This window comes from Candidimonas sp. SYP-B2681, from assembly GCF_003971065.1.
GTDB lineage: Bacteria > Pseudomonadota > Gammaproteobacteria > Burkholderiales > Burkholderiaceae_B > Pollutimonas.
In genome coordinates, this window is record NZ_RYDV01000005.1 from 221533 (window position 1) to 241766 (window position 20234).

Consider the following 20234-nt stretch of genomic DNA (forward strand, 5'->3'; position numbering starts at 1 on the left):
ATTAAATGCAGAATGGGCACCCGAAGGTGCCCATTCTTTTTGCTGTGCACCCGAAGGTCAGGCTTTTTTGGCTTTAAAGCGATAGATCAGCTCGCCAACAATACCGCGGCGGAAGGCCATTACGCAAATAATGAAGATTAATCCGATAACGATGGTTACGGACTCGCCGAGAATCTGGAACCACTGTAAGCCGGTAGCCTGGGTAAGAAAACGCCCGAATTCGCCGACCTTGTTCTCGAGCATGACAACGATGAACGCCCCGACAACAGGACCGGTGAACGTACCGAGCCCGCCGATAAGGGTCATAAGGATGACCATGCCCGACATCTGCCATGTGGCATCGGACAAGGTGGCAGAGACGAATACCAGAGCTTTGGTGGCGCCGGCCAGCCCAGCCAGAGCCGCGGACAGAACAAAAACGAGCAGCTTGAAGTTGTCGACGTTATAGCCCAACGAGATCGCACGGGGTTCATTTTCACGTATGGCTTTCAGTACCTGGCCAAACGGAGAATTGATGGTGCGCCAGCAAATAGCATAGCCAACGATGAAAATAACCATGACCACGTAGTACAGATTCAGGTCTTTGCTGAGATCCAGACCGAATAAATCGCCACGCGGGATTCCCTGCAGGCCGTCTTCACCGTGGGTGAAGGGAGCTTGAAGAAAATAAAAGAACACCATTTGAGCCATGGCCAAAGTAATCATGGCAAAGTAAATGCCACTTCGGCGAATGGCCAGTGCCCCCATAACCAGACCCAGCAATGCGGCAACCCCGGTACCAAATAGCAGCCCCGCGGGGGTGGGGACCCCCCATACTGCTAGCGCGTGGCCGGTGGCATAAGCGGCACCCCCAAGGAATGCGGCGTGGCCGAATGACAGAAGTCCCGTATAACCCAACAACAAGTTGAAGGCGCAGGCAAATAATGCATAGCACATGACCTTCATGACAAAAATTGGGTAAGCCCCTATTGCCGGAAGAAAGGCAATAATGATCGCAACCAGTAAGTAGCCTATTAATTGACGATTCATTTTTCTTTCCCAAAAAGGCCGGCGGGGCGTAACAGTAGAACAATTACCATGATGATAAATACGACCGTATTGGACGCTTCTGGCCAGAATACCTTGGTGAGACCTTCAATTACTCCGAGGCCCAGTCCTGTAACGATAGACCCCATGATGGAGCCCATTCCGCCAATGACGACTACAGCGAACACTACGATGATCAGGTTCGAACCCATAAGGGGTGAAACCTGCATTACCGGGGCAGCCAGGACGCCGGCAAAGCCAGCGAGCGCCACGCCAAAGCCGTAGGTAAGGGTGACAACCAACGGTACGTTTACGCCGAAAGCTTCGACCAGTCGCGGGTTTTCGGTACCGGCGCGCAGCAATGCACCCAGGCGGGTTTTTTCGATGACGAACCAAGTGGCAAAGCACACCACCAGCGAGGCAAGCACTACCCAGGCCCGGTAAATGGGCAGGTACATGAATCCAAGGTTGACACCACCCTGGAGAAGTGCAGGCGTCGCATAGGGCTGGCCCGATACGCCGTAAACGCTGCGAAATATACCTTCGAGCAGCAGTGTTATACCGAAAGTCAGGAGCAGACCATATAAATGGTCAAGCTTATATAAGTGTCGAATCAGGGTGCGTTCGATAAGTATTCCGAACAGGCCCACGATTACCGGTGTTACCGCCAACATGACCCAGTAATTCAGGCCTAGGTACGCCAGCCCCATCCATGCCAGAAACGCGCCCAGCATATAAAGTGCGCCGTGTGCGAAATTGATGATATTAAGAAGACCAAATATCACAGCAAGGCCGAGAGACAGTACTGCGTAAAACGATCCATTTACCAAGCCCAGCAATAGCTGACCCAGTAACGCTTGGATAGGTATGCCGAATATTTCAGTCATATGTGCAGGAAATCCATGACGACGCGAGTATGTGCAGTGCAATAACGGCAATGCTCCGGCGCGTTGCCTGGAGCATTGCCTTTTATAGCGAACAGGAAGTTATTTCTTGATGAACTTACAGGTGGATTCTGCCAAAGAAGCGTATACCTTATCGCCGGGCAGAGTCTCTACTATGTTGTAGTAGTCCCATGGGCGTTTGGATTCGGACGGCTTCTTAACTTGCATCAGATACATGTCGTGAACCATACGGCCGTCTTCGCGTACATAGCCATTGGGGGCGAAGAAGTCGTTGACCTTATTGGACTTCATCCATTTCATGATGGTATCGGCGTCGTCTGTACCGCTAGCCTTGACCCCGCGCAGGTAGAAGCCCACGGCAGAGTAGTCGCCCGCTTGCAAAAAGGACGGCATGCGTTTGTGTTTCTCAAAGAAACGCTCGCCCCATTTGCGTGACTCGTCGTCCTTGTCCCAGTACCAGCCGCTGGTCAAATACATGCCTTGAGTCGCCTCGAGTCCCAGCGCATGCACGTCGTTGATGAATACCAGCAAACCAGCCAGGTTCATGGTGTTGGTGACGCCGAATTCTTTGGCGGCCTTGACCGAGTTGATGAAGTCGCCGCCAGCGTTGGCGAGGCCAAGAATCTTGGCGCCCGATGATTGGGCCTGCAGCATGAACGAGGAAAAGTCTGATGTGCTGAGCGGTGCGCGGACCGTGCCTACCACCGTACCGCCGGCGCTTTTAACAACATTGGCCGTATCGCGCTCAAGTGCGTGACCGAATGCGTAGTCGGCGGTCAGGAAATACCATGACTTGCCACCGTTCTTTACGACCGCAGAGCCGGTGCCGCGCGCCAGCGCGATGGTGTCATACGCGTAGTGAACCGTGTACGGCGAGCATTGCGAGTTGGTCAGTTCGGATGCCGCTGCACCCACTGAAATGAAAGGTTTCTTCTTTTCGGCCGCTACACCGGCCATTGCCAGCGCAGTACCCGAGCTGGTGCCGCCGATCAGGACGTCGATTTTCTTTTCGTCAAACCATTCGCGGGCTCGCGCCGATGCGATGTCAGCTTTGTTTTGGTGGTCGGCTACGAGCAGTTCGATTTTTTTACCGTTGACTTCGCCGCCTGCATCGGCGATTGCCATGCGGATTGCTTCCGCGCCTGCCGGACCGTCGATATCGGAATACAGACCCGACATATCGGTGATGAAGCCGATACGAATCACGTCATCGGAAATTCCGGCCGCATGCCCTGGAGCGGTCATTGAGAGGCCGGCGAGAGCAAGTGCGGCGGATAATAAGCGCAGTTTCATGGAAGAGTCTCCTGATTTTGTTATACCGGTTCCCCGGATTGTTACGTGTTCACACGCCGAGCAGCGTATTAAGCACATCTTGTTTTGCTGGTAGTTCAGCGGCATTGAATTGTTCGACGATCTGGCCGTGTTCCATGACATAGAATCGATCGGCCAAGGGCGCAGCGAACCGGAAGTTCTGTTCGACCATGACAATGGTGTAACCCTTGGTCTTCAACGCTTTGATCATGCGCGCGAGCGCTTGCACAATGACAGGCGCTAGGCCCTCGGATATTTCGTCAAGGAGCAATAAATTCGCGCCGGTGCGAAGAATGCGCGCCACGGCCAACATCTGTTGTTCGCCGCCCGACAGTCGAGTGCCGGGAGAGTCTTTGCGTTCTTCCAGATTGGGAAACATGTCGTAGATTTCTGCCAGGGACATCCCACCGCCCAACGTGTCACCGACAGTTGGCGGCAACAGCAAGTTTTCTTCGCAGGTAAGCCCGGCAAAAATTCCGCGTTCCTCGGGGCAATAGCCGATGCCCAGATGGGCGATACGGTAGGTAGGCAAGTTAATGGACTCGGTGCCCTGTACGCGGATGGAGCCTTTACGGGTGCCAGTCAACCCTAGAATCGCCCGCAAGGTCGTCGTGCGACCCGCGCCATTACGGCCCAGCAAGGTTACGACTTCGCCCTGAGCAACGTTCAGGGATACCCCGTGTAATACATGAGACTCGCCGTACCAGGCGTGCAAATTAGAAATTTCAAGAGCAGCGGTGCTGTTCATCCGTGGGCTCCTTCGAGTTCGCCGGTAGTGGTGCCCATATAGGCCTCCATGACCTTGGCATTGCTTGATACTTCTTGATAGGTGCCTTCGGCAAGGACGGCACCACGGGCCAGGACGGTGATCTTGTCGGCTATTTGCGCGACTACGCCCATGTTATGTTCAACCATGAGTATCGTGCGTCCTGCGCCGACCTTTTTAATTAGTTGGGTAACACGGCTGACGTCTTCGTGGCCCATGCCCTGAGTGGGTTCGTCGAGCAGCATGAGCTCAGGATCCATCGCCAGCGTCGTGGCGATCTCCAGGGCACGCTTGCGTCCGTAGGGAAGATTGACGGTCAGTTCGTTTGCGTACTCCGCCAGATCGACTTGATTCAGGAGTTCAAGGGCGGCATCGTTCAGGCTGTTCAGGATGCGGTCGCTGCGCCAGAAGTGAAACGAAACCCCTGTTTTACGCTGCAAGCCGATACGTACGTTTTCAAGCACGGTAAGTTGTGGAAAGACAGCGGAGATCTGGAATGAACGGATGATGCCGCGCCGCGCTATTTGCGCAGGCTTTTCGTCGGTAATTTCATGGTCTGCGAAAAAAATTCTTCCTGAGGTCGGTGTAAGAAATTTGGTGAGCAGATTAAAACAAGTGGTCTTGCCCGCACCATTAGGCCCGATCAGCGCATGGATAGTGCCACGTTTCACCTGGAGGCTGACGTCATTAACCGCGACGAAGCCGCGGAACTCTTTCACCAGATGTTTGGTTTCTAAGATGTATTCGCTCATTACCAACCAGTTGGATGTAAAAACTGTTGAAGATAGGAGCGAAGTATGGGGTGTTGCAGCGCAGAAAACTATGCGGGTTTTTCATAGGTACGGAAAACCCTAGCCGTGCGGAGTTTTGTCTTTATATTCGCATAGATCTGAAATTCCGCACTGGGGGCATTTTGGCTTTCGCGCGATACAAATGTAGCGTCCGTGCAGTATGAGCCAGTGGTGCGCATCTTGCAAAAAAGCGGCGGGTATAACCTTTTCCAGTTTCCTTTCGACTTCCAGCACCGATTTCCCAGGGGCGATGCGTGTACGGTTGGCCACTCTGAAAATATGCGTATCAACTGCTATGGTTGGATGCCCGAATGCTGTATTAAGTACCACGTTTGCTGTCTTGCGCCCCACACCCGGCAATGATTCCAATGCATCTCGGTCGTCGGGCACCTGGCTGCCGTATCGGTCAACAAGAATCTGACATGTCTTTATAACGTTACTGGCTTTGGTTTTATATAGGCCTATTGTCTTGATGTAGTCGGCCAGACCTTCTACGCCCAAAGTCAACATGCTTTCTGGAGTTCCATGCTCTGGAAAAAACTTGCGCGTTGCAATATTTACGGAACGGTCCGTCGCCTGAGCCGAAAGAATTACTGCGATAAGCAGCTGGAAGGTGGTTTCATACTCCAGTTCGGTGGTGGGGTTGGGATTCGCTGCCTGAAAGTGTGTAAAAATTTCAATACGTTTTGCGTTGTTCATTCTTTTCGACGGCGGGCACGCGCGCGGGCCAGAGCATCGGCTACAGTTTGTTGACGAGTTGCCACGTCACTCTTGGCAGCCAGGGACAGCGGGGCTTTGTTGGCCAGCGTACTGGCAGCCAGGCGGGAAGACTCGTGGTGCGCTGCATTTAGACGTTGCTGTCGCTGCTGATGATGAAGGCGAGCGGTGTTGGCCCGATCTTCCGTCCATTCGACCGTTGCGGGAACCATGGTAATGCAGTCCACGGGGCACGGCGCCACGCATAAATCGCAGCCGGTACACCGGTCGGGTAATACCGTATGCATCAGTTTGTTGGCGCCAATAATAGCGTCGACCGGACAGGCCTGTATACAGAGGGTGCATCCGATGCAATGCGGTTCATCGATGACGGCGACCGTCAGCGGGTGATGTTGGCCGCAGCCGATATCCAGCGGAATTTCGGCACGGTCCAAGAGGGCCGCCAATTCTTTTATACCGGCCTGTCCCCCTGGCGGGCACCGATTTATCTCTTCGTGATCGTATGCAATGGCTTCAGCATACGGACGGCAGCCGTCATAGCCACATTTAGTGCATTGGGTTTGGGGAAGCACCGCATCGATGCGGTCGCTAAGGGACAATAAAGGCATAGAAAAAAATCGGGGCCGCTAGGGCCCCTGATTTCCATAGTAGAGCCAGCGCCTTTAAGCAGATTGGCGTATAAATGTCGCTATTTTAGGGCAAATCGTTTCGCGCCAGCGGCGCCCCGAGAATATACCGTAATGTCCACATTTGGCTGCAAGGTAATGCTCTTTCCGTTCCGGGCTTATCCCAGTGCAGAGATCTTGGGCGGCACGCGTCTGGCCTTCGCCCGAGATATCGTCGAATTCGCCTTCGATGGTAAGCAGCGCTACTGACTTGATGGCGGAAGGGTCGACCTTCTGACCGTTAATTACCCAGGTTCCCGTGGGCAATTGATGCTCCTGAAATACTACCTTGATGGTATCCAAATAGAATTCCGCCGGCATGTCGAGGACAGCATTGTATTCGTCGTAAAACTTGCGGTGCGTTTCAGCGTCTTCGTTGTCACCCTTCACCAGATCAAGGTAGAAATCGTAATGCGATCGTACATGACGGTCAGGATTCATGGCGACGAACCCTGTATGTTGGAGGAAACCCGGATAAACAGGCCTTCCAGCGCCAGGAAAACGTGATGGTACACGATGAATCAACCTGTCTTCGAACCATGAGTATGATTTCGTGATGGCCAGCTTGTTTACCTGAGTGGGTGATTCGCGGGTATCGATAGGGCCGCCCATCATGATCATGCTGCGCGGCAGGGATGGCTCGTTGTTGGTTGCCATCAAAGAGATAGCGGCCAAGACGGGAACAGTGGGCTGACATACCGATACAACGTGCACATCGGGACCGAGAAACCGGATGAATTCCTGTATGTATGCAACGTAATCGTTCAAATGGAACGGGCCGGCCGACACGGGCACCATACGGGCATCGACCCAATCGGTTACGTATACCTCGTGGTTCGGCAAAAGCGCGCGCACGGTATCGCGCAACAATGTCGAATGATGACCTGAAAGAGGAGCGGCCAAAAGAATGCGCGGATCACCTTGGGGGTTCTCGCTTCGTTCACGTTTGAAGTGAACGAGATTACAGAATGGCTTCTGAATGACCGCTTGTTCGGTGACTTCTGTTTCAACACCGTTGACTAGCGTCGTGGCCAGTCCCCAGGCGGGCTTTTGGTAGTCCTTACCAAGGCGATGTACTAATTCGTAAGCCGCCGCGATCTGACGTGAAACGGGGGTATAAGCAAACGGGCTATAAGGGTGCGAAAAAATCTGCGAGCCGGTATCGGTGAACGCGGCTAACGGTGTCAGAAATGCACGTTGAAGCTCATGTAAGTCGTACAGCATAATGTAAGCCTCGTGGAAGCGTTTGTGTGTAACGATCCGGTCGCATGTGGAGCGCGGCCAAATTGTACGCCAGGTAATTTCGTCCGCAGGGTCTAAAGTAACAGCCTGTTTTACTTCGCGATATTCCTTTGTTTTATAAGCTAATCATAAAACGTTGGGCATTACCAGTAATTTTCTACCGCCATATTACCGGGAATCCCCCTTCGACCTACCGCAAAGCCGCGTTTGGTTAGCAAGCCGCGAGCCTCATGCAGCATTTCCGGATTGCCGCATAACATAACCTTTGACGCTTTCGGGTCGAGCGCAGAATCCGCGAGCGTTTCTAGCTGGCCGCTCTCAATGAGCCTGGTTAGCCTTTCTTGCGGGGTATCGGGCAGTTTTTCGCGGGTCGCGATCGGCAAATAACGGAGCTGGGCCGCGGACTTAGGATCGACGGAGACGGGCGGTCGAGCAGCCCATTCAAGGATTTCGGCCCGGTAAGCAAGTTCCGCGGCGTGTCGGACGCCGTGGACTAAAATGATGCGTTGATACGACAGCCATGTGTTGGCATCTTGCAACAACGAAAGGTAAGCGGAGACTCCCGTCCCGGTGGCAATTAGCCATAAGACCCCGCCGGGTTCGAATCGGTCTAGCGTCAGAAAGCCGAACGCTGATCTATCGATATAAAGCGAGTCCCCTGGTACGAGCTTGGCGAGTCGAGGTGTAAATTCGCCTCCGGGGACCAGTATGGAATAAAACTCGAGCCCGGTCTGGCCAGGTCCATTGACCATGGAATACGCGCGCCATACCTGGGGCGCGCCGCCTTCACAGGTGGGCAGGCCCAGTCGGGCAAATTGCCCAGGTATAAATGAAAAATGATCAGGCCGGGTGGTTGTGAAGGAAAATAACTTATCGGACACCCACTGCCTGACGTGCGTCACGGTTTCCCGCGTGTACTTTTGATTTATCATGGCGCTGCGTGCGAGCGCGATTAGCGTTCCAGGTGCTTCAGTTTATCGTCGACGCCGTTCCAGTCGTCCGCGTCCGGCAACGGCTGTTTGGAACGATTGATCATCCCGAACTCCGGGGTAAGCTCGGCGTTCAGCGCAATAAACTGTACTTGGTCTTGCGGTACGTCTTCTTCGGCGAATATGGCATTAGCCGGGCATTCGGGCACGCAAACTGCGCAATCAATGCATTCGTCCGGGTCAATAACCAAAAAGTTAGCACCTTCGCGGAAGCAGTCCACCGGACAGACATCCACGCAGTCGGTGAATTTGCATTTAATACAGTTCTCGGTAACCACATGTGTCATTTCAAGGCTCCAGCATCAGATATAGCAATTTTACCCAATAAATGCAGGTAAGCCCGAATTGACCTTTTGTCGAAGTAGTCTTTCGATGTGGCATTTGTCAAGCTCCCGAGATTACGTGCCTGCACTGTGCTATGGTAGGAAAAACATTATTTGTAATGCGATGATAATTACTTCGTTACTCGACACCGATTTATATAAATTCACCATGATGCAGGTGGTGCTGCATCATTTTCCGGCCGCGCACGTCGAGTACCGCTATAAATGCCGTACTCCCAAAGTGAATCTGGTGCCATACCTCGATGAAATTCGAGAAGAGATCCACAAGTTGTGCAAGCTTCAATTCACCGAGCCCGAGCTTCAGTATCTGCGTGGCTTGCGTTTCATGAAGAGCGACTTCGTGGATTTTCTAGGCCTGTTCCACATGCCAGAGAAATGCATCACCGTGTCCGCCGGCGCGGCTGCTGGCGAGATTGACATCATTGTCAAAGGGCCCTGGCTGCATACCATTCTGTTCGAGATTCCGGTGTTGGCCATCGTCAACGAAGTGTACTTCCGCAACGTGTGCCGAGACCCAGCCTGGGAAGAAGGGCGAAATCGCCTACAGTCGAAAATGCAGCTCGTTACCGACGATCCTGCCCTGTTGGACTTTCGGGTGGCCGAGTATGGCACTCGTCGGCGCTTCTCCAAGAAGTGGCATGAAGAAGTCGTTGTGACGATGAAAGCTCAAATGGGCTCCAATTTCGCCGGCACCAGCAATGTAAAGCTGGCAATGAAGCACCGGGTTACGCCACTTGGCACCATGGGACACGAGTATTTGCAGGCTTGCCAGGCTCTGGGGCCACGTTTGCGCGACTCGCAGGTGTTCGCACTTGAGGTCTGGGCCAAGGAATATCGTGGCGATCTCGGAATTGCTCTATCCGACGTCTATGGTATGGATGCTTTCCTGCGCGATTTCGACATGTACTTTTGCAAATTATTCGATGGCGCGCGCCACGATTCGGGGGATCCCTTTGCATGGGGTGAACGTTTGCTTGCCCACTATCTGGCAAACCGCGCCGACCCGCGTACGAAAACATTAGTGTTTTCCGATGCGTTGACGATTCCTAAGGCTATCGAGCTGGCAAAACACTTTGCAGGTCGCTGCAAAATCTCTTTTGGCATCGGAACGAATCTTACCAACGACTTGGGTCACGAACCCCTGCAGATCGTCATGAAAATGGTACGTTGCAATGGGCAGCCGGTCGCCAAGGTTTCCGACGCACCTGAGAAAACCATGTGCGATGACCCCGCTTATCTTGCCTATTTGCGTCAGGTTTTTCAATTGCCGCCGCCCTGAGCGACTTGTAGAAGGTGGCAAACCCAAAATTTCATGAAATGAGCCGCGATCTTATAATCCGGCTGATTTGCCCTTTACCTTTACAACTCAGGAGCGCAGTATGAGCGAAGTCGAACGCATCAACGTTGAGAAACGGTTATCAGACATGGCCGTTTACAACGGCATAGCCTATCTGGCCGGGCAGGTTCCCCAGGACAGTACTCTGGATATCCAGGGGCAAACCGCAGAGGTCTTGGCTACGATCGATCGTTTGCTGACGACAGCAGGCACTGATAAATCGCGTATCCTGATGGCTCAAATATTCCTGACCAATATGAAGGAATTCGACGGCATGAACAAGGCATGGGATGCATGGGTCGCGCCCGGTAATGCGCCCCCACGTGCTACGGTCGAAGCTCGTCTGGCCAACCCCGATTTCAAGGTCGAGATCGTAGTCACCGCAGCAGTGGCATAACGCGTTCTGCCTACAACAACAGGGCGGCCAACGTGCCGCCCAGCGTTTCACACGAAGTTCGGTTATTTTCCGTGATGGTTTTGGGCGCCAGAATGGCCTCGGGAGTCTGGGCGTCGGTATTAACGATTAGCGCAGGGGCGATCAGGTGCAAACGCCAGCCGGTACAGATTCGCTCCACTTGCCGTGCTGCCGAACTGCCGTCTGATCCGGCGCTTATCATGATGGCGTAAGGCCTACCGTTCAGTTGGTCCAGGGCGCCGTAATAACTCCGATCAAAAAATTCCTTCATCGCTCCGCTCAAAGCGGCCAAATTCTCGGGTGCGCAGAACAAAAATGCGTCAGCATTCAACAAATCGGCGGCGTCGGCGTCGACAGCTGGTTTTGATACGATTTGGAAGCGCTCGGTGGCCTGCAGCTCTGCTGCGATGGATGTGGCACCCTTTGCGGCGGCTTGCGCCATTTGTCGCGCGGCGCCGGTTCGCGAATGCCAGACAATAAGCAGCGTTTTCTGGTCGATAGTATTCATATATCTGATTCGCGGTTGCTTTGCAGACACGTTAGTATAGAGTCGCCTGACTACGTTTCGTATTTCTTTGCATCAGTCTTTGTTATCTATGCCCACGAATGCATTTTCGGTTTCCCGCGCTTCGCCATTTAATGTCGAATGGTTTGCCCATGCCAGCAAGGGCCTGAATCCGGCAGGCAAGGATCTGCTCGCGCTTGCCGTGGAATGGGTGCGCGAACCCTTAGCAGGCGTCCTGGCCGATACGGGTGAACCGCTCGCGGAGCACAGCGCCGCGGTGGTTGGAATTCTGGCCGAGCTCGGGACCGACGCCGTAACGCGTGCAAGTGCGCTTATCACCGTGCTTCGAGACGATACCGCAGTGGCTGGAACCGATGCCGTACGTAAAGCGTTCGGGCCGGAGGTTCTGTCGTTGGTGCAGGGAACGCGAGCGCTCTTACGTCTAGGTAATCTGGCGGGAAGGTCGAGCGACAGCGCTGCCCACGGTAGCGACCAAAAAGAGATGCAACGCAAGATGCTATTGGCGATGGCGGCGGATCTTCGGATTGTGCTGATGCGTCTGGCGTCTCGATTGCAATCCTTGCGCTGGCATGCCAGTTCCAAGACGCCTTATCCCCAAAGCCTTGCGCGGGAAACAATGGAGCTCTATACGCCTTTGGCAAACCGTTTGGGGATCTGGCAACTCAAGTGGGAAATGGAAGATTTGGCGTTCAGATTCCAGGATCCTGAAACCTATAAGACAATTGCGCGGCAACTGGAAGAAAAGCGCGTCGAGCGCGAAGCGTTTATTGAGGCCGTCGTGAATGGTTTGAAAGATGCGTTGGCAGACGCGCATATTTCGGCGGAGGTGACCGGACGGCCCAAGCACATATTCAGCATTTGGAACAAGATGCGCATCAAGCATCTCGAGTTCAGTCAACTTTTTGACCTTCGTGCCTTGCGCGTCATCGTGGATGATGAACGCGCTTGTTATGCGGTCCTGGCATTGGCGCATTCCTTGTGGACACCTGTGTCCGATGAATTCGATGATTATATTTCGCGTCCCAAGCCTAACGGTTATCGATCATTGCATACTGTCGTGGCCGATGCGGAAGGGCGCACTTTCGAAATACAGATCCGTACCCAAGAAATGCATCAGTTCGCAGAGTATGGCATGGCAGCACATTGGCTATATAAAGAGTCGGGCTCCAAGGGCGGCGAGGTCGCTGCAAGTACCGGATATGACCAGAAGCTCGCCTGGATGCGCCAGCTGTTAGCGTGGGAGAAGGACGGCAGCAGCCGTGGGTCAGTGCACGACCATAGTGTCCCAGAGGGAATAGAAAAGTCGGTGGCGGACAAATCGGGTGAGCATATTTACGTCATGACCCCCCAAGCGCGGGTTATCGAGTTGCCTGCCGGAGCCACGCCCGTGGATTTCGCCTATTACCTGCATACCGATTTGGGACATCGTTGCCGCGGGGCACGGGTCGATGGCCAGATGGTGCCACTCCTTACCCAGCTGTCTACGGGCCAAACGGTAGAGATCATTGCGGCAAAATCTGGCGGACCATCGCGCGATTGGCTGAATCCACAACTCGGTTTTCTTGCCAGTCCGCGTTCTCGTGCGAAAGTGCGTGCCTGGTTCAATGCGATTGAACTGCAGCAGCGAATTTCTCAAGGCCAGGCCATGGTCGAAAAAGAATTGCAGCGTTTGGGGAAGACTGCTGTCAATCTCGATCAACTTGCACATCAGCTGGATTTCGCTCGGGCCGATGACCTGTACGTGGCCGTGGCCAAGGAAGAGTTCAGTCTACGCCAGATTGATTATTTATTGTCCCCGCAAAAAGCCCGGTCAGGGTCCGATTCCACTGCAAGCGCAGGTTCAGTGCTGGAGGCCAAGGTATATCAACGCGGTGTGGGAAGCGTCGACAAGACTGGCAAGAGCGGGGTATTGGTTGTAGGGGTAGATTCCCTTATGACCCAGCTGGCAAGGTGCTGCCGTCCGGCACCGCCCGACCAGATTGTTGGTTTTGTAACTCGGGGCAGAGGGGTTTCGATACATCGTCACGATTGTCCCTCATACACGGCACTGGCGGCACAACAGCCTGAAAGGCTTATCGATGTAGATTGGGGCGATACGGGCGACACGCTATACCCGGTCGATATCAGCATTCATGCCCAAGACCGGGACAACCTCCTGAGGGACGTGTCGGAAGTATTCGCCAAGCTACGACTGAACGTCGTGAGCGTAAATACGCAAAGTCGTCGCTCGCTGGCGCATATGGTGTTTACGATAGAGGTAAAAAGCGGCGAGCAAATCAACAAGGCGCTTGCCGCCTTGAACGAACTTTCCGGCATTACGGCGGGTCGTCATTAACGTGTGCCGGTGTTTATATGCACCACACTGGTAAAATGTCGTATTACGTGTCAACCGGTCCCCGGCGGATCGCTGCAATGATATTGCGTAACCTGTGAGTATAAATTTGAAATCCTATACATTACCTGACCTTGAAGGCCATTTCGGTCAGTACGGTGGCTCGTTTGTTGCCGAAACACTGGTGCATGCGCTCGACGAGCTGCGCGATGCGTACGCGAAATATCGCGACGATCCGGAATTCCTGCGCGAGTATGCTTACGAGCTCAAGCACTTTGTAGGGCGTCCTAGCCCGGTGTACCACGCCAAGCGTTGGTCCGAACAATTAGGAGGCGCGCAGATATGGTTCAAGCGCGAAGACCTCAATCACACTGGCGCCCATAAAATTAACAATTGCATCGGCCAAATTTTGCTGGCCCGACGCATGGGTAAACCACGCATTATTGCGGAAACTGGGGCGGGTCAGCATGGAGTCGCAACAGCCACCGTGGCAGCACGCTATGGCCTCGAGTGCGTTATATACATGGGTAGCGAAGATGTGCGTCGTCAGGCCTCGAATGTGTATCGTATGAAACTGCTGGGCGCAACGGTCGTACCCGTCGATTCAGGCTCTCGCACTCTTAAAGATGCCCTGAACGAGGCGATGCGCGACTGGGTTACCAACGTGGAAAATACTTTCTACATCATTGGGACAGTGGCGGGGCCCCATCCTTACCCGATGATGGTTCGCGACTTCCAGTCGATCATAGGCACCGAATGCCTGGAACAAATGCCGCAAGACGCCGGCCGGCAACCTGATTACATCGTGGCCTCCGTAGGCGGCGGTTCAAACGCCATGGGGATCTTTTATCCGTATATTGATCATGCCGATGTGCAATTGATAGGCGTCGAAGCGGCGGGCGAAGGCCTTGAAACGGGGCGACACGCCGCCTCCCTGAATGCAGGCGCGGTCGGTGTGTTGCACGGGAATCGAACCTATGTCATGCAGGACGAGGACGGCCAAGTTCAGGAAACCCATTCTATTTCAGCCGGACTCGACTACCCCGGAGTTGGCCCGGAACATGCATGGCTAAAAGACAGTAATCGGGCTCAGTACGTGTGCATCGACGACCATGAAGCACTTGAGGCCTTTCACGGATGCTGCCGGACTGAAGGCATCATGCCGGCGCTGGAATCCTCGCATGCTATTGCGTATGCGCTTAAGTTGGCGCCTACCCTTTCGAAAGACAAGGTTATCCTGGTGAATTTGTCAGGCCGAGGTGATAAAGATATGCACACCGTGGCCGATTTCAGTGGCATCAGCCTGTAAGAATAAAAAGGGTAGTTAATATCATGACTTCGTCGAATCAACGACTCAAGGCGGCTTTTGCCAAAACTGCAGGGCGCAGCGCTTTAATTCCCTATGTCACCGCGGGTGACCCTTCGGTGTCGGCTACGCCTTTGCTGATGCATGCTTTGGTAGAAGCGGGGGCTGACATCCTCGAGCTGGGGATTCCCTTCTCGGATCCCATGGCAGATGGGCCAGTAATTCAACGTGCTGCCGAACGTGCTATTCAGCGCGGCGTTGGCTTGCGAAAAGTTCTTGAAATGGTGGCTGAGTTCCGTCAGAAGGACAGTTCTACCCCGGTAGTGCTAATGGGATACGCCAACCCAATCGAACGCATGGGGCAGGAGACTTTTGTTCGCGCCGCCGAAAAGGCGGGTGTGGACGGAGTGTTGGTCGTCGACTACCCACCCGAGGAAATCGTAGACTTTGCCGCCTGCTTGAGTGGTGCACAGATAGATCCCATTTTCCTACTTGCTCCGACCTCTACCGAAGAACGCATCAAAAAGGTGGCGAAGGTCGCGCGTGGCTATGTTTACTATGTGTCGCTGAAAGGTGTGACTGGCTCTGGCAATATAGATACGGTCGACGTGGCCGAACGCTTGGCACAGATCCGCAAGCATGTATCGGTTCCCGTGGGCGTGGGCTTCGGCATTCGCGACGCGGATAGCGCCCGACGCCTCGGCGAACACGCTGACGCAGTAGTGATAGGCAGCAAACTTATCGAGACGATGGAACAGGCAGTATTGTCCGCCCAACAGGCGGGTGTCCGGGCTGACGAAGTTGATGCGCTGGCTATCAAGGCGGCGTCGGATTGGCTTGGAAACGTTCATTTGGCACTGCAGCAGTAGTACCTGACCAACTCCTTCATATTAAGAACGGGTCTGCGATAATGGCGGCCGCGTTTAAAAGAACAACAGGCTCGATACGAAATCGAGCCTCATTCAGGAATAACCATGAGCTGGATCGAGAAAATTTTGCCTCCGCGCATCAATCGCAACAGCGATGTGACCGCGCGCCGAGTGCCAGAGGGGATATGGGTTAAGTGCCCGGCCTGTGAAACGGTGCTTTACAAAGAAGATTTGCGTGCGACGCTTAATGTATGCCCCAAATGCAGTCACCATATGCGTATTGGGGCACGAGCGCGAATCGAAGCACTACTCGACGCCGAGAACCGGGTGGAAATAGGTCAGAATACACGGCCCATGGATCCCTTGAAGTTCAAAGACACCCGAAAATATACCGAACGGGTAATGGAAGCTGTCAAGCAAACGGGTGAAAGCGAGGCCATGGTTGTCATGAGCGGATCGATTTTATCGGTACCGGTTGTTTTGGCATGCTTTGAGTTTGAATTCATGGGTGGATCCATGGGGTCAGTTGTCGGAGAGCGCTTTGCGCGCGGCGTGCAGGACGCAATAACGAATCGGACACCGTTTATTTGTGTTGCGGCGTCGGGCGGTGCTCGGATGCAAGAGAGCCTGTTTTCCTTGATGCAGATGGCGAAAACCAATGCAATGTTGACTCGGCTTGCCGCAGCAGGACTACCGTTCATCAGTATCCTGACCGATCCCACCATGGGTGGAGTGTCGGCAAGTTTCGCGTTCATGGGTGATGTCGTCATCGCAGAGCCAAAGGCACTCATTGGTTTCGCAGGCCCTCGGGTAATCGAGCAGACGGTGCGCGAAAAGTTACCCGAAGGCTTCCAGCGTTCGGAATTTTTGCTTGAGAAAGGCGCTATCGATATGGTGGTGGACCGCAGGCAGATGCGCGTGGAACTGGCCAACCTGATTGCGCTATTGACGCGTCAGCCGGCTGACGTAGTGGCCAAGGCCTAAGAACTTTCATGGGGCGCCAACAGCGTCCGACCTTTTTGAGGGTCACCGGTTAACGAGGATGTTAGCCGGCTTAAAAGAATAAGGGCCTCGTTGCTTAATGCAGCGAGGCCCTTATTTTTTTATTGAAACTACGTTGAACAAAAACTGCGAGCCTGGCCCCATTTCACATAAGGCCAGGCTTCGCAGATAATTGCTTAGTGAGTCTCTACCTGCTGCAACGAATCCTTTGCGACGGTCGCGGCGGGCTTGCGTGCACGTCCCAGGCGTACAGGAGCAACTGGCATCTCGGCTGCGGCGGCTTTGGTTTCTATCAGTTCCATTCCAGCCGGTAACACGATGTTTTCCAAAGTCGTAGCAGTGCTTGAGGCTTCCGCTTGTTCCACTGGTGCTGCCGGGATCGACGGCGCTGTGGTAGCTTCAGGGCTCACCTGAGCAGCAGCCTGTTCAGTCGCCTTTTCAGGTGTCACAGGAGCGGCGGAGACCGTTTCAGGGATTTGCGGCGCTGATTGTGCTGAAGTAGTCTCTACTGAAGTGGCAGTGTCCACTTGAACGGGAACTGCGGCTTGCGTCGGAGCAGCAGCCTCGATTGGAGCAGCAGCCTGGACGGGAGCAGCAGCCTGGACGGGAGCAGCAGCCTGGACGGGAGCAGCAGCCTGGACGGGAGCGGCAGCCTGAACGGGAGCAGCGGCCTCGACGGGAGCAGCGGCCTCGACGGGAGCAGCGGCCTCGACGGGAGCAGCAGCCTGGATGGGAGCAGCAGCTTGGACTGGAGCAGCAGCCTCGACAGGAGCAGCAGCCTTGACCGGAGCAGCAGCCTCGACAGGAGCAGCAGCCTGAGCGGGAGCAGCGGCCTCGACGGGAGCGGCAGCCTGGATGGGAGCAGCAGCCTGGATAGGAGCAGTAGCCTGGACTGGAGCAGGGGCCGCTTCCGTCGGCGCTTGTTCAGCGTCGGCGAATCCGCCCTGTGCGGTTGCAATAGCCGGCAAGACCTGCGGATTGAACGCGGGAGTCGCATGAGATACGAATGCCTGCGATTCGTCAACGATATCGCTTTCGCTGTCTTGCGAATCAGACGTTTCGGCACCGGTTTCCGTGCCGCGACGGCCACGACGGCTGCGGCGACGACGGCGTTTGCGTTCTGGATCAAGCTGATCGTTATCAGTCGACTGTTCGCCGGTGCTTTCGCTATCTGTCACTACCACTGGCTGATCTCCGGCTTCTGTGGCAGCGATCGCGGATTGCGAGGCTTCAGCAGCTGCTGTCAGAGGCAGGTCGGTATTGTCGATTTCAACGCCTTCGCCTTGAGTTTCTTCGCGGCGATTGCGTCCACGTCCACGGCGATTGCGACCGCCGCGGCTAGAGGTCCCTGTCTCAGCGTTATCAGAAGTGGGGGCGGGCGATACGGTAACGCCCGAGGCGCGAACCTCTTGTACAGGCGCGCTGGCGTCTTGTGCGGCGACCTGACGGCGTGGCCGGGATGCAGGCGCCACCGCGTCGTCTACTTTGGCTTCAACGGCGTCAGGCCGTCGTTCGCCCCGGCGCTGGCGATTTCGATCCCCACCGTGACCGCGTTCGCGGCGTTCATTATGGCGAGCGTTCTTGTTGCGGTTCGCCTGTTGTGTTTTTTCGGCTGCAACCACAGGCTCAGGAGTAGCAACCGTTGCAGTACCGGTTAACCAATTGATCAGTCGCTTGATCAGGCTAGGTGCTTGGGTAGCGGTTACGGCAGGCTTGCGCTGCACCGGAGCCGATGGGGCGGGCGCTGGTTCCGAAGGAGTAATGCCCTTAACCAGGGCTTCGGGCCGGGTTTTAGCCTCTTGTGCCTTGTTAGGTGCCCAGGTTAGTTGGGGTTCGGGTTGTGTCACGAGATCGAAGCTGGTGGCAATTTCTTCCAATCGCGGATCATCGTGGCGCAAGCGCTCGATATGGTGGTGTGGTGTTTCGAGGTTCTTGTTGGGAATGAGAACCAGGTTCACCTTAAGGCGCGATTCAATCTTGGTAATGTCGCCGCGCTTTTCGTTCAGAAGGAAAGTGGCAACGTCCACAGGCACCTGAGCGTGCAGGGCAGCGGTGCCTTCTTTCATGGCCTCTTCTTGCAACAGGCGCAGGACGTGCAATGCGCTGGACTCGGCGTCGCGAACCACCCCGGTGCCATTGCAGCGAGGGCAGGTGATATGCGAACCTTCGTTAAGGGCAGGGCGCAGACGTTGCCGCGAGAGTTCCATAAGCCCGAAACGCGAAATCTTGCCCATTTGCACGCGTGCCCGGTCGAAGTGCAGAGCGTCGCGCAGACGTTGTTCGACGGCTCGCTGGTTTTTGCCTTCCTCCATGTCGATGAAGTCGATGACGATCAGGCCACCAAGGTCGCGCAGGCGCAATTGCCGGGCGACCTCTTCAGCGGCCTCAAGGTTGGTACGCATGGCGGTTTCTTCAATGTCGGAACCGCGCGTGGAACGCGCCGAGTTAACGTCGACCGCTACCAGAGCTTCGGTGTGGTCGATAACGACAGAGCCGCCGGACGGTAGTTGCACCGTGCGCGAATAAGCGGTTTCGATCTGGTGTTCGATCTGGAAGCGGGAAAATAGCGGCACGTCGTCACGATACATTTTGACTCGTTGGACGTTGTCGGGCATGACGACGCTCATGAACGCTGTGGCCTGTTCGTAGATGTCGTCGGTATCGATAAGAATTTCGCCGATTTCCGGGGAGTAATAGTCCCGAATCGCGCGAATGACCAGGCTTGATTCCAAGTAAATCAGGATAGGAGCCTTGTTCTCGCGGGCAGCCGCGTCGATGGCGTTCCAGAGCTGCATCAAATAGGACAGATCCCATTGCAGTTCTTCGACGTTGCGGCCGATGCCCGCGGTGCGCGCGATGATGCTCATGCCAGCCGGTATATTGAGCTGATCCATCGTTTCGCGCAGTTCTTGGCGGTCTTCGCCTTCGACTCGGCGTGAAACGCCACCGCCGCGCGGGTTATTCGGCATGAGTACCAGGTAACGGCCTGCAAGCGAGATAAACGTGGTCAGGGCTGCGCCCTTATTACCGCGTTCTTCCTTTTCGACCTGGATGATGAGTTCCTGACCTTCGGCAAGCGCATCTTGTATCCGCGCAGTGCGTACGTCGACGCCTTCTTTAAAGTAGGTGCGGGCAATTTCTTTGAAGGGAAGAAAGCCGTGGCGATCTTCACCATAGCTAACAAAGCATGCTTCGAGGCCTGGCTCGATGCGGGTTATAACGCCTTTGTAAATATTGCCTTTGCGCTGTTCGCGGCCGGCCGTTTCGATATCGAGATCAATAAGCTTCTGACCGTCGACGATCGCAACGCGTAGTTCTTCTTGGTGCGTTGCATTAAACAACATTCGTTTCATGAGTGTATTTCTCCGTAGTCATGGCGCACCGATAATCGGCGCACGACCGCGGGTCACTCGGTGTGTGGCGCTAAATCTGCAGCGGGGGCGTGCTGACTGCGTCGGCAGTGCCCACCTTGTGTCAGGATGGCACGGCGGACCGGTAGGTACGCTGTTCAGTCAGCAGGAAGGTCAGGTTCACTATAGTGGTTGACAAAAAGTTGCTGGGAACGGCAGTCGCGTGTGTGAATTCGCGGCTGGTGCATAAAACGATGACAAACTTCGCAAAAAGATTCAGTGCCGCACGCGGATGGCAGGAGATCTGAGCAAACAGCGGGCACCGTGCCACACCACTATTTC

The 20234-nt window shown here is 54.8% G+C and carries 18 protein-coding genes; 6 read left to right on the forward strand and 12 right to left on the reverse strand.

The features are described from left to right. Nucleotides 1-57: 57 nt before the first annotated feature. The 10 genes from EKL30_RS12240 to fdxA form a co-directional block, all read right to left on the reverse strand. Nucleotides 58-1029 (reverse strand): branched-chain amino acid ABC transporter permease, encoded by a 972-nt coding sequence (locus EKL30_RS12240; protein ID WP_126707507.1) that lies wholly within the window; start codon nucleotides 1027-1029, stop codon nucleotides 58-60. Further along, nucleotides 1026-1913: a branched-chain amino acid ABC transporter permease gene (locus tag EKL30_RS12245; RefSeq protein WP_126707508.1), complete on the reverse strand. Its 888-nt coding sequence runs from the start codon at nucleotides 1911-1913 to the stop codon at nucleotides 1026-1028. Before EKL30_RS12245 ends, EKL30_RS12240 begins: the two co-directional genes overlap by 4 nt. A gap of 99 nt (nucleotides 1914-2012) precedes the next feature. After that, nucleotides 2013-3224: an ABC transporter substrate-binding protein gene (locus EKL30_RS12250; protein ID WP_126707509.1), complete on the reverse strand. Its 1212-nt coding sequence runs from the start codon at nucleotides 3222-3224 to the stop codon at nucleotides 2013-2015. Between the two features lie 49 nt (nucleotides 3225-3273). After that, a complete protein-coding gene (locus EKL30_RS12255; RefSeq protein WP_126707510.1) occupies nucleotides 3274-3990 on the reverse strand; it encodes an ABC transporter ATP-binding protein in 717 nt (238 codons plus the stop codon). After that, nucleotides 3987-4760 (reverse strand): ABC transporter ATP-binding protein, encoded by a 774-nt coding sequence (locus EKL30_RS12260; RefSeq protein ID WP_126707511.1) that lies wholly within the window; start codon nucleotides 4758-4760, stop codon nucleotides 3987-3989. The genes EKL30_RS12255 and EKL30_RS12260 overlap by 4 nt, the downstream gene beginning before the upstream one ends. A gap of 99 nt (nucleotides 4761-4859) precedes the next feature. Beyond that, the gene (nth, locus tag EKL30_RS12265; protein WP_126707512.1) at nucleotides 4860-5498 is read right to left on the reverse strand and encodes an endonuclease III; all 639 of its coding nucleotides are present in this window, start codon (nucleotides 5496-5498) and stop codon (nucleotides 4860-4862) included. Next, nucleotides 5495-6124, reverse strand: a complete 630-nt coding sequence (rsxB, locus tag EKL30_RS12270) for an electron transport complex subunit RsxB (protein WP_126707513.1) — start codon at nucleotides 6122-6124, stop codon at nucleotides 5495-5497. Before rsxB ends, nth begins: the two co-directional genes overlap by 4 nt. A gap of 54 nt (nucleotides 6125-6178) precedes the next feature. Further along, nucleotides 6179-7405: a polyhydroxyalkanoate depolymerase gene (locus EKL30_RS12275; RefSeq protein ID WP_126707514.1), complete on the reverse strand. Its 1227-nt coding sequence runs from the start codon at nucleotides 7403-7405 to the stop codon at nucleotides 6179-6181. Nucleotides 7406-7566: 161 nt separating this feature from the next. Then, entirely contained in the window at nucleotides 7567-8355 is a 789-nt protein-coding gene (locus EKL30_RS12280; RefSeq protein ID WP_126707515.1) for a ferredoxin--NADP reductase, read from the reverse strand. Between the two features lie 20 nt (nucleotides 8356-8375). Beyond that, a complete protein-coding gene (gene fdxA, locus EKL30_RS12285; protein ID WP_126707516.1) occupies nucleotides 8376-8699 on the reverse strand; it encodes a ferredoxin FdxA in 324 nt (107 codons plus the stop codon). A 160-nt stretch (nucleotides 8700-8859) separates the two neighbouring features. Between fdxA and pncB the strand changes: the two genes are divergently transcribed. Beyond that, nucleotides 8860-10035 (forward strand): nicotinate phosphoribosyltransferase, encoded by a 1176-nt coding sequence (gene pncB / locus EKL30_RS12290; protein ID WP_126707517.1) that lies wholly within the window; start codon nucleotides 8860-8862, stop codon nucleotides 10033-10035. A 100-nt stretch (nucleotides 10036-10135) separates the two neighbouring features. Continuing rightward, nucleotides 10136-10489: a RidA family protein gene (locus EKL30_RS12295; RefSeq protein WP_126707518.1), complete on the forward strand. Its 354-nt coding sequence runs from the start codon at nucleotides 10136-10138 to the stop codon at nucleotides 10487-10489. 10 nt (nucleotides 10490-10499) lie between these two features. On the opposite strand, the gene EKL30_RS12300 is transcribed toward EKL30_RS12295, so the two are convergent. Next, nucleotides 10500-11015, reverse strand: a complete 516-nt coding sequence (locus EKL30_RS12300; RefSeq protein ID WP_126707519.1) for a flavodoxin family protein — start codon at nucleotides 11013-11015, stop codon at nucleotides 10500-10502. An 88-nt stretch (nucleotides 11016-11103) separates the two neighbouring features. Between EKL30_RS12300 and EKL30_RS12305 the strand changes: the two genes are divergently transcribed. The 4 genes from EKL30_RS12305 (at nucleotide 11104) to accD (ending at nucleotide 16524) form a co-directional block, all read left to right on the forward strand. Further along, a complete protein-coding gene (locus tag EKL30_RS12305) occupies nucleotides 11104-13368 on the forward strand; it encodes a bifunctional (p)ppGpp synthetase/guanosine-3',5'-bis(diphosphate) 3'-pyrophosphohydrolase (RefSeq protein WP_126707520.1) in 2265 nt (754 codons plus the stop codon). Between the two features lie 106 nt (nucleotides 13369-13474). After that, nucleotides 13475-14674 (forward strand): tryptophan synthase subunit beta, encoded by a 1200-nt coding sequence (trpB, locus tag EKL30_RS12310; RefSeq protein WP_126707521.1) that lies wholly within the window; start codon nucleotides 13475-13477, stop codon nucleotides 14672-14674. 23 nt (nucleotides 14675-14697) lie between these two features. After that, nucleotides 14698-15540 carry a tryptophan synthase subunit alpha gene (gene trpA / locus EKL30_RS12315; protein ID WP_126707522.1) on the forward strand — a complete coding sequence of 281 codons (843 nt, stop codon included), beginning with the start codon at nucleotides 14698-14700 and terminating at the stop codon, nucleotides 15538-15540. Nucleotides 15541-15645: 105 nt separating this feature from the next. After that, a complete protein-coding gene (gene accD, locus EKL30_RS12320) occupies nucleotides 15646-16524 on the forward strand; it encodes an acetyl-CoA carboxylase, carboxyltransferase subunit beta (RefSeq protein ID WP_126707523.1) in 879 nt (292 codons plus the stop codon). A gap of 194 nt (nucleotides 16525-16718) precedes the next feature. Here the strand turns inward: accD and EKL30_RS12325 are convergent, their stop codons facing one another. After that, on the reverse strand, nucleotides 16719-19895 hold the full coding sequence (locus EKL30_RS12325; RefSeq protein WP_126707524.1) for an Rne/Rng family ribonuclease: 3177 nt from the start codon (nucleotides 19893-19895) through the stop codon (nucleotides 16719-16721). Nucleotides 19896-20234: the final 339 nt, after the last annotated feature.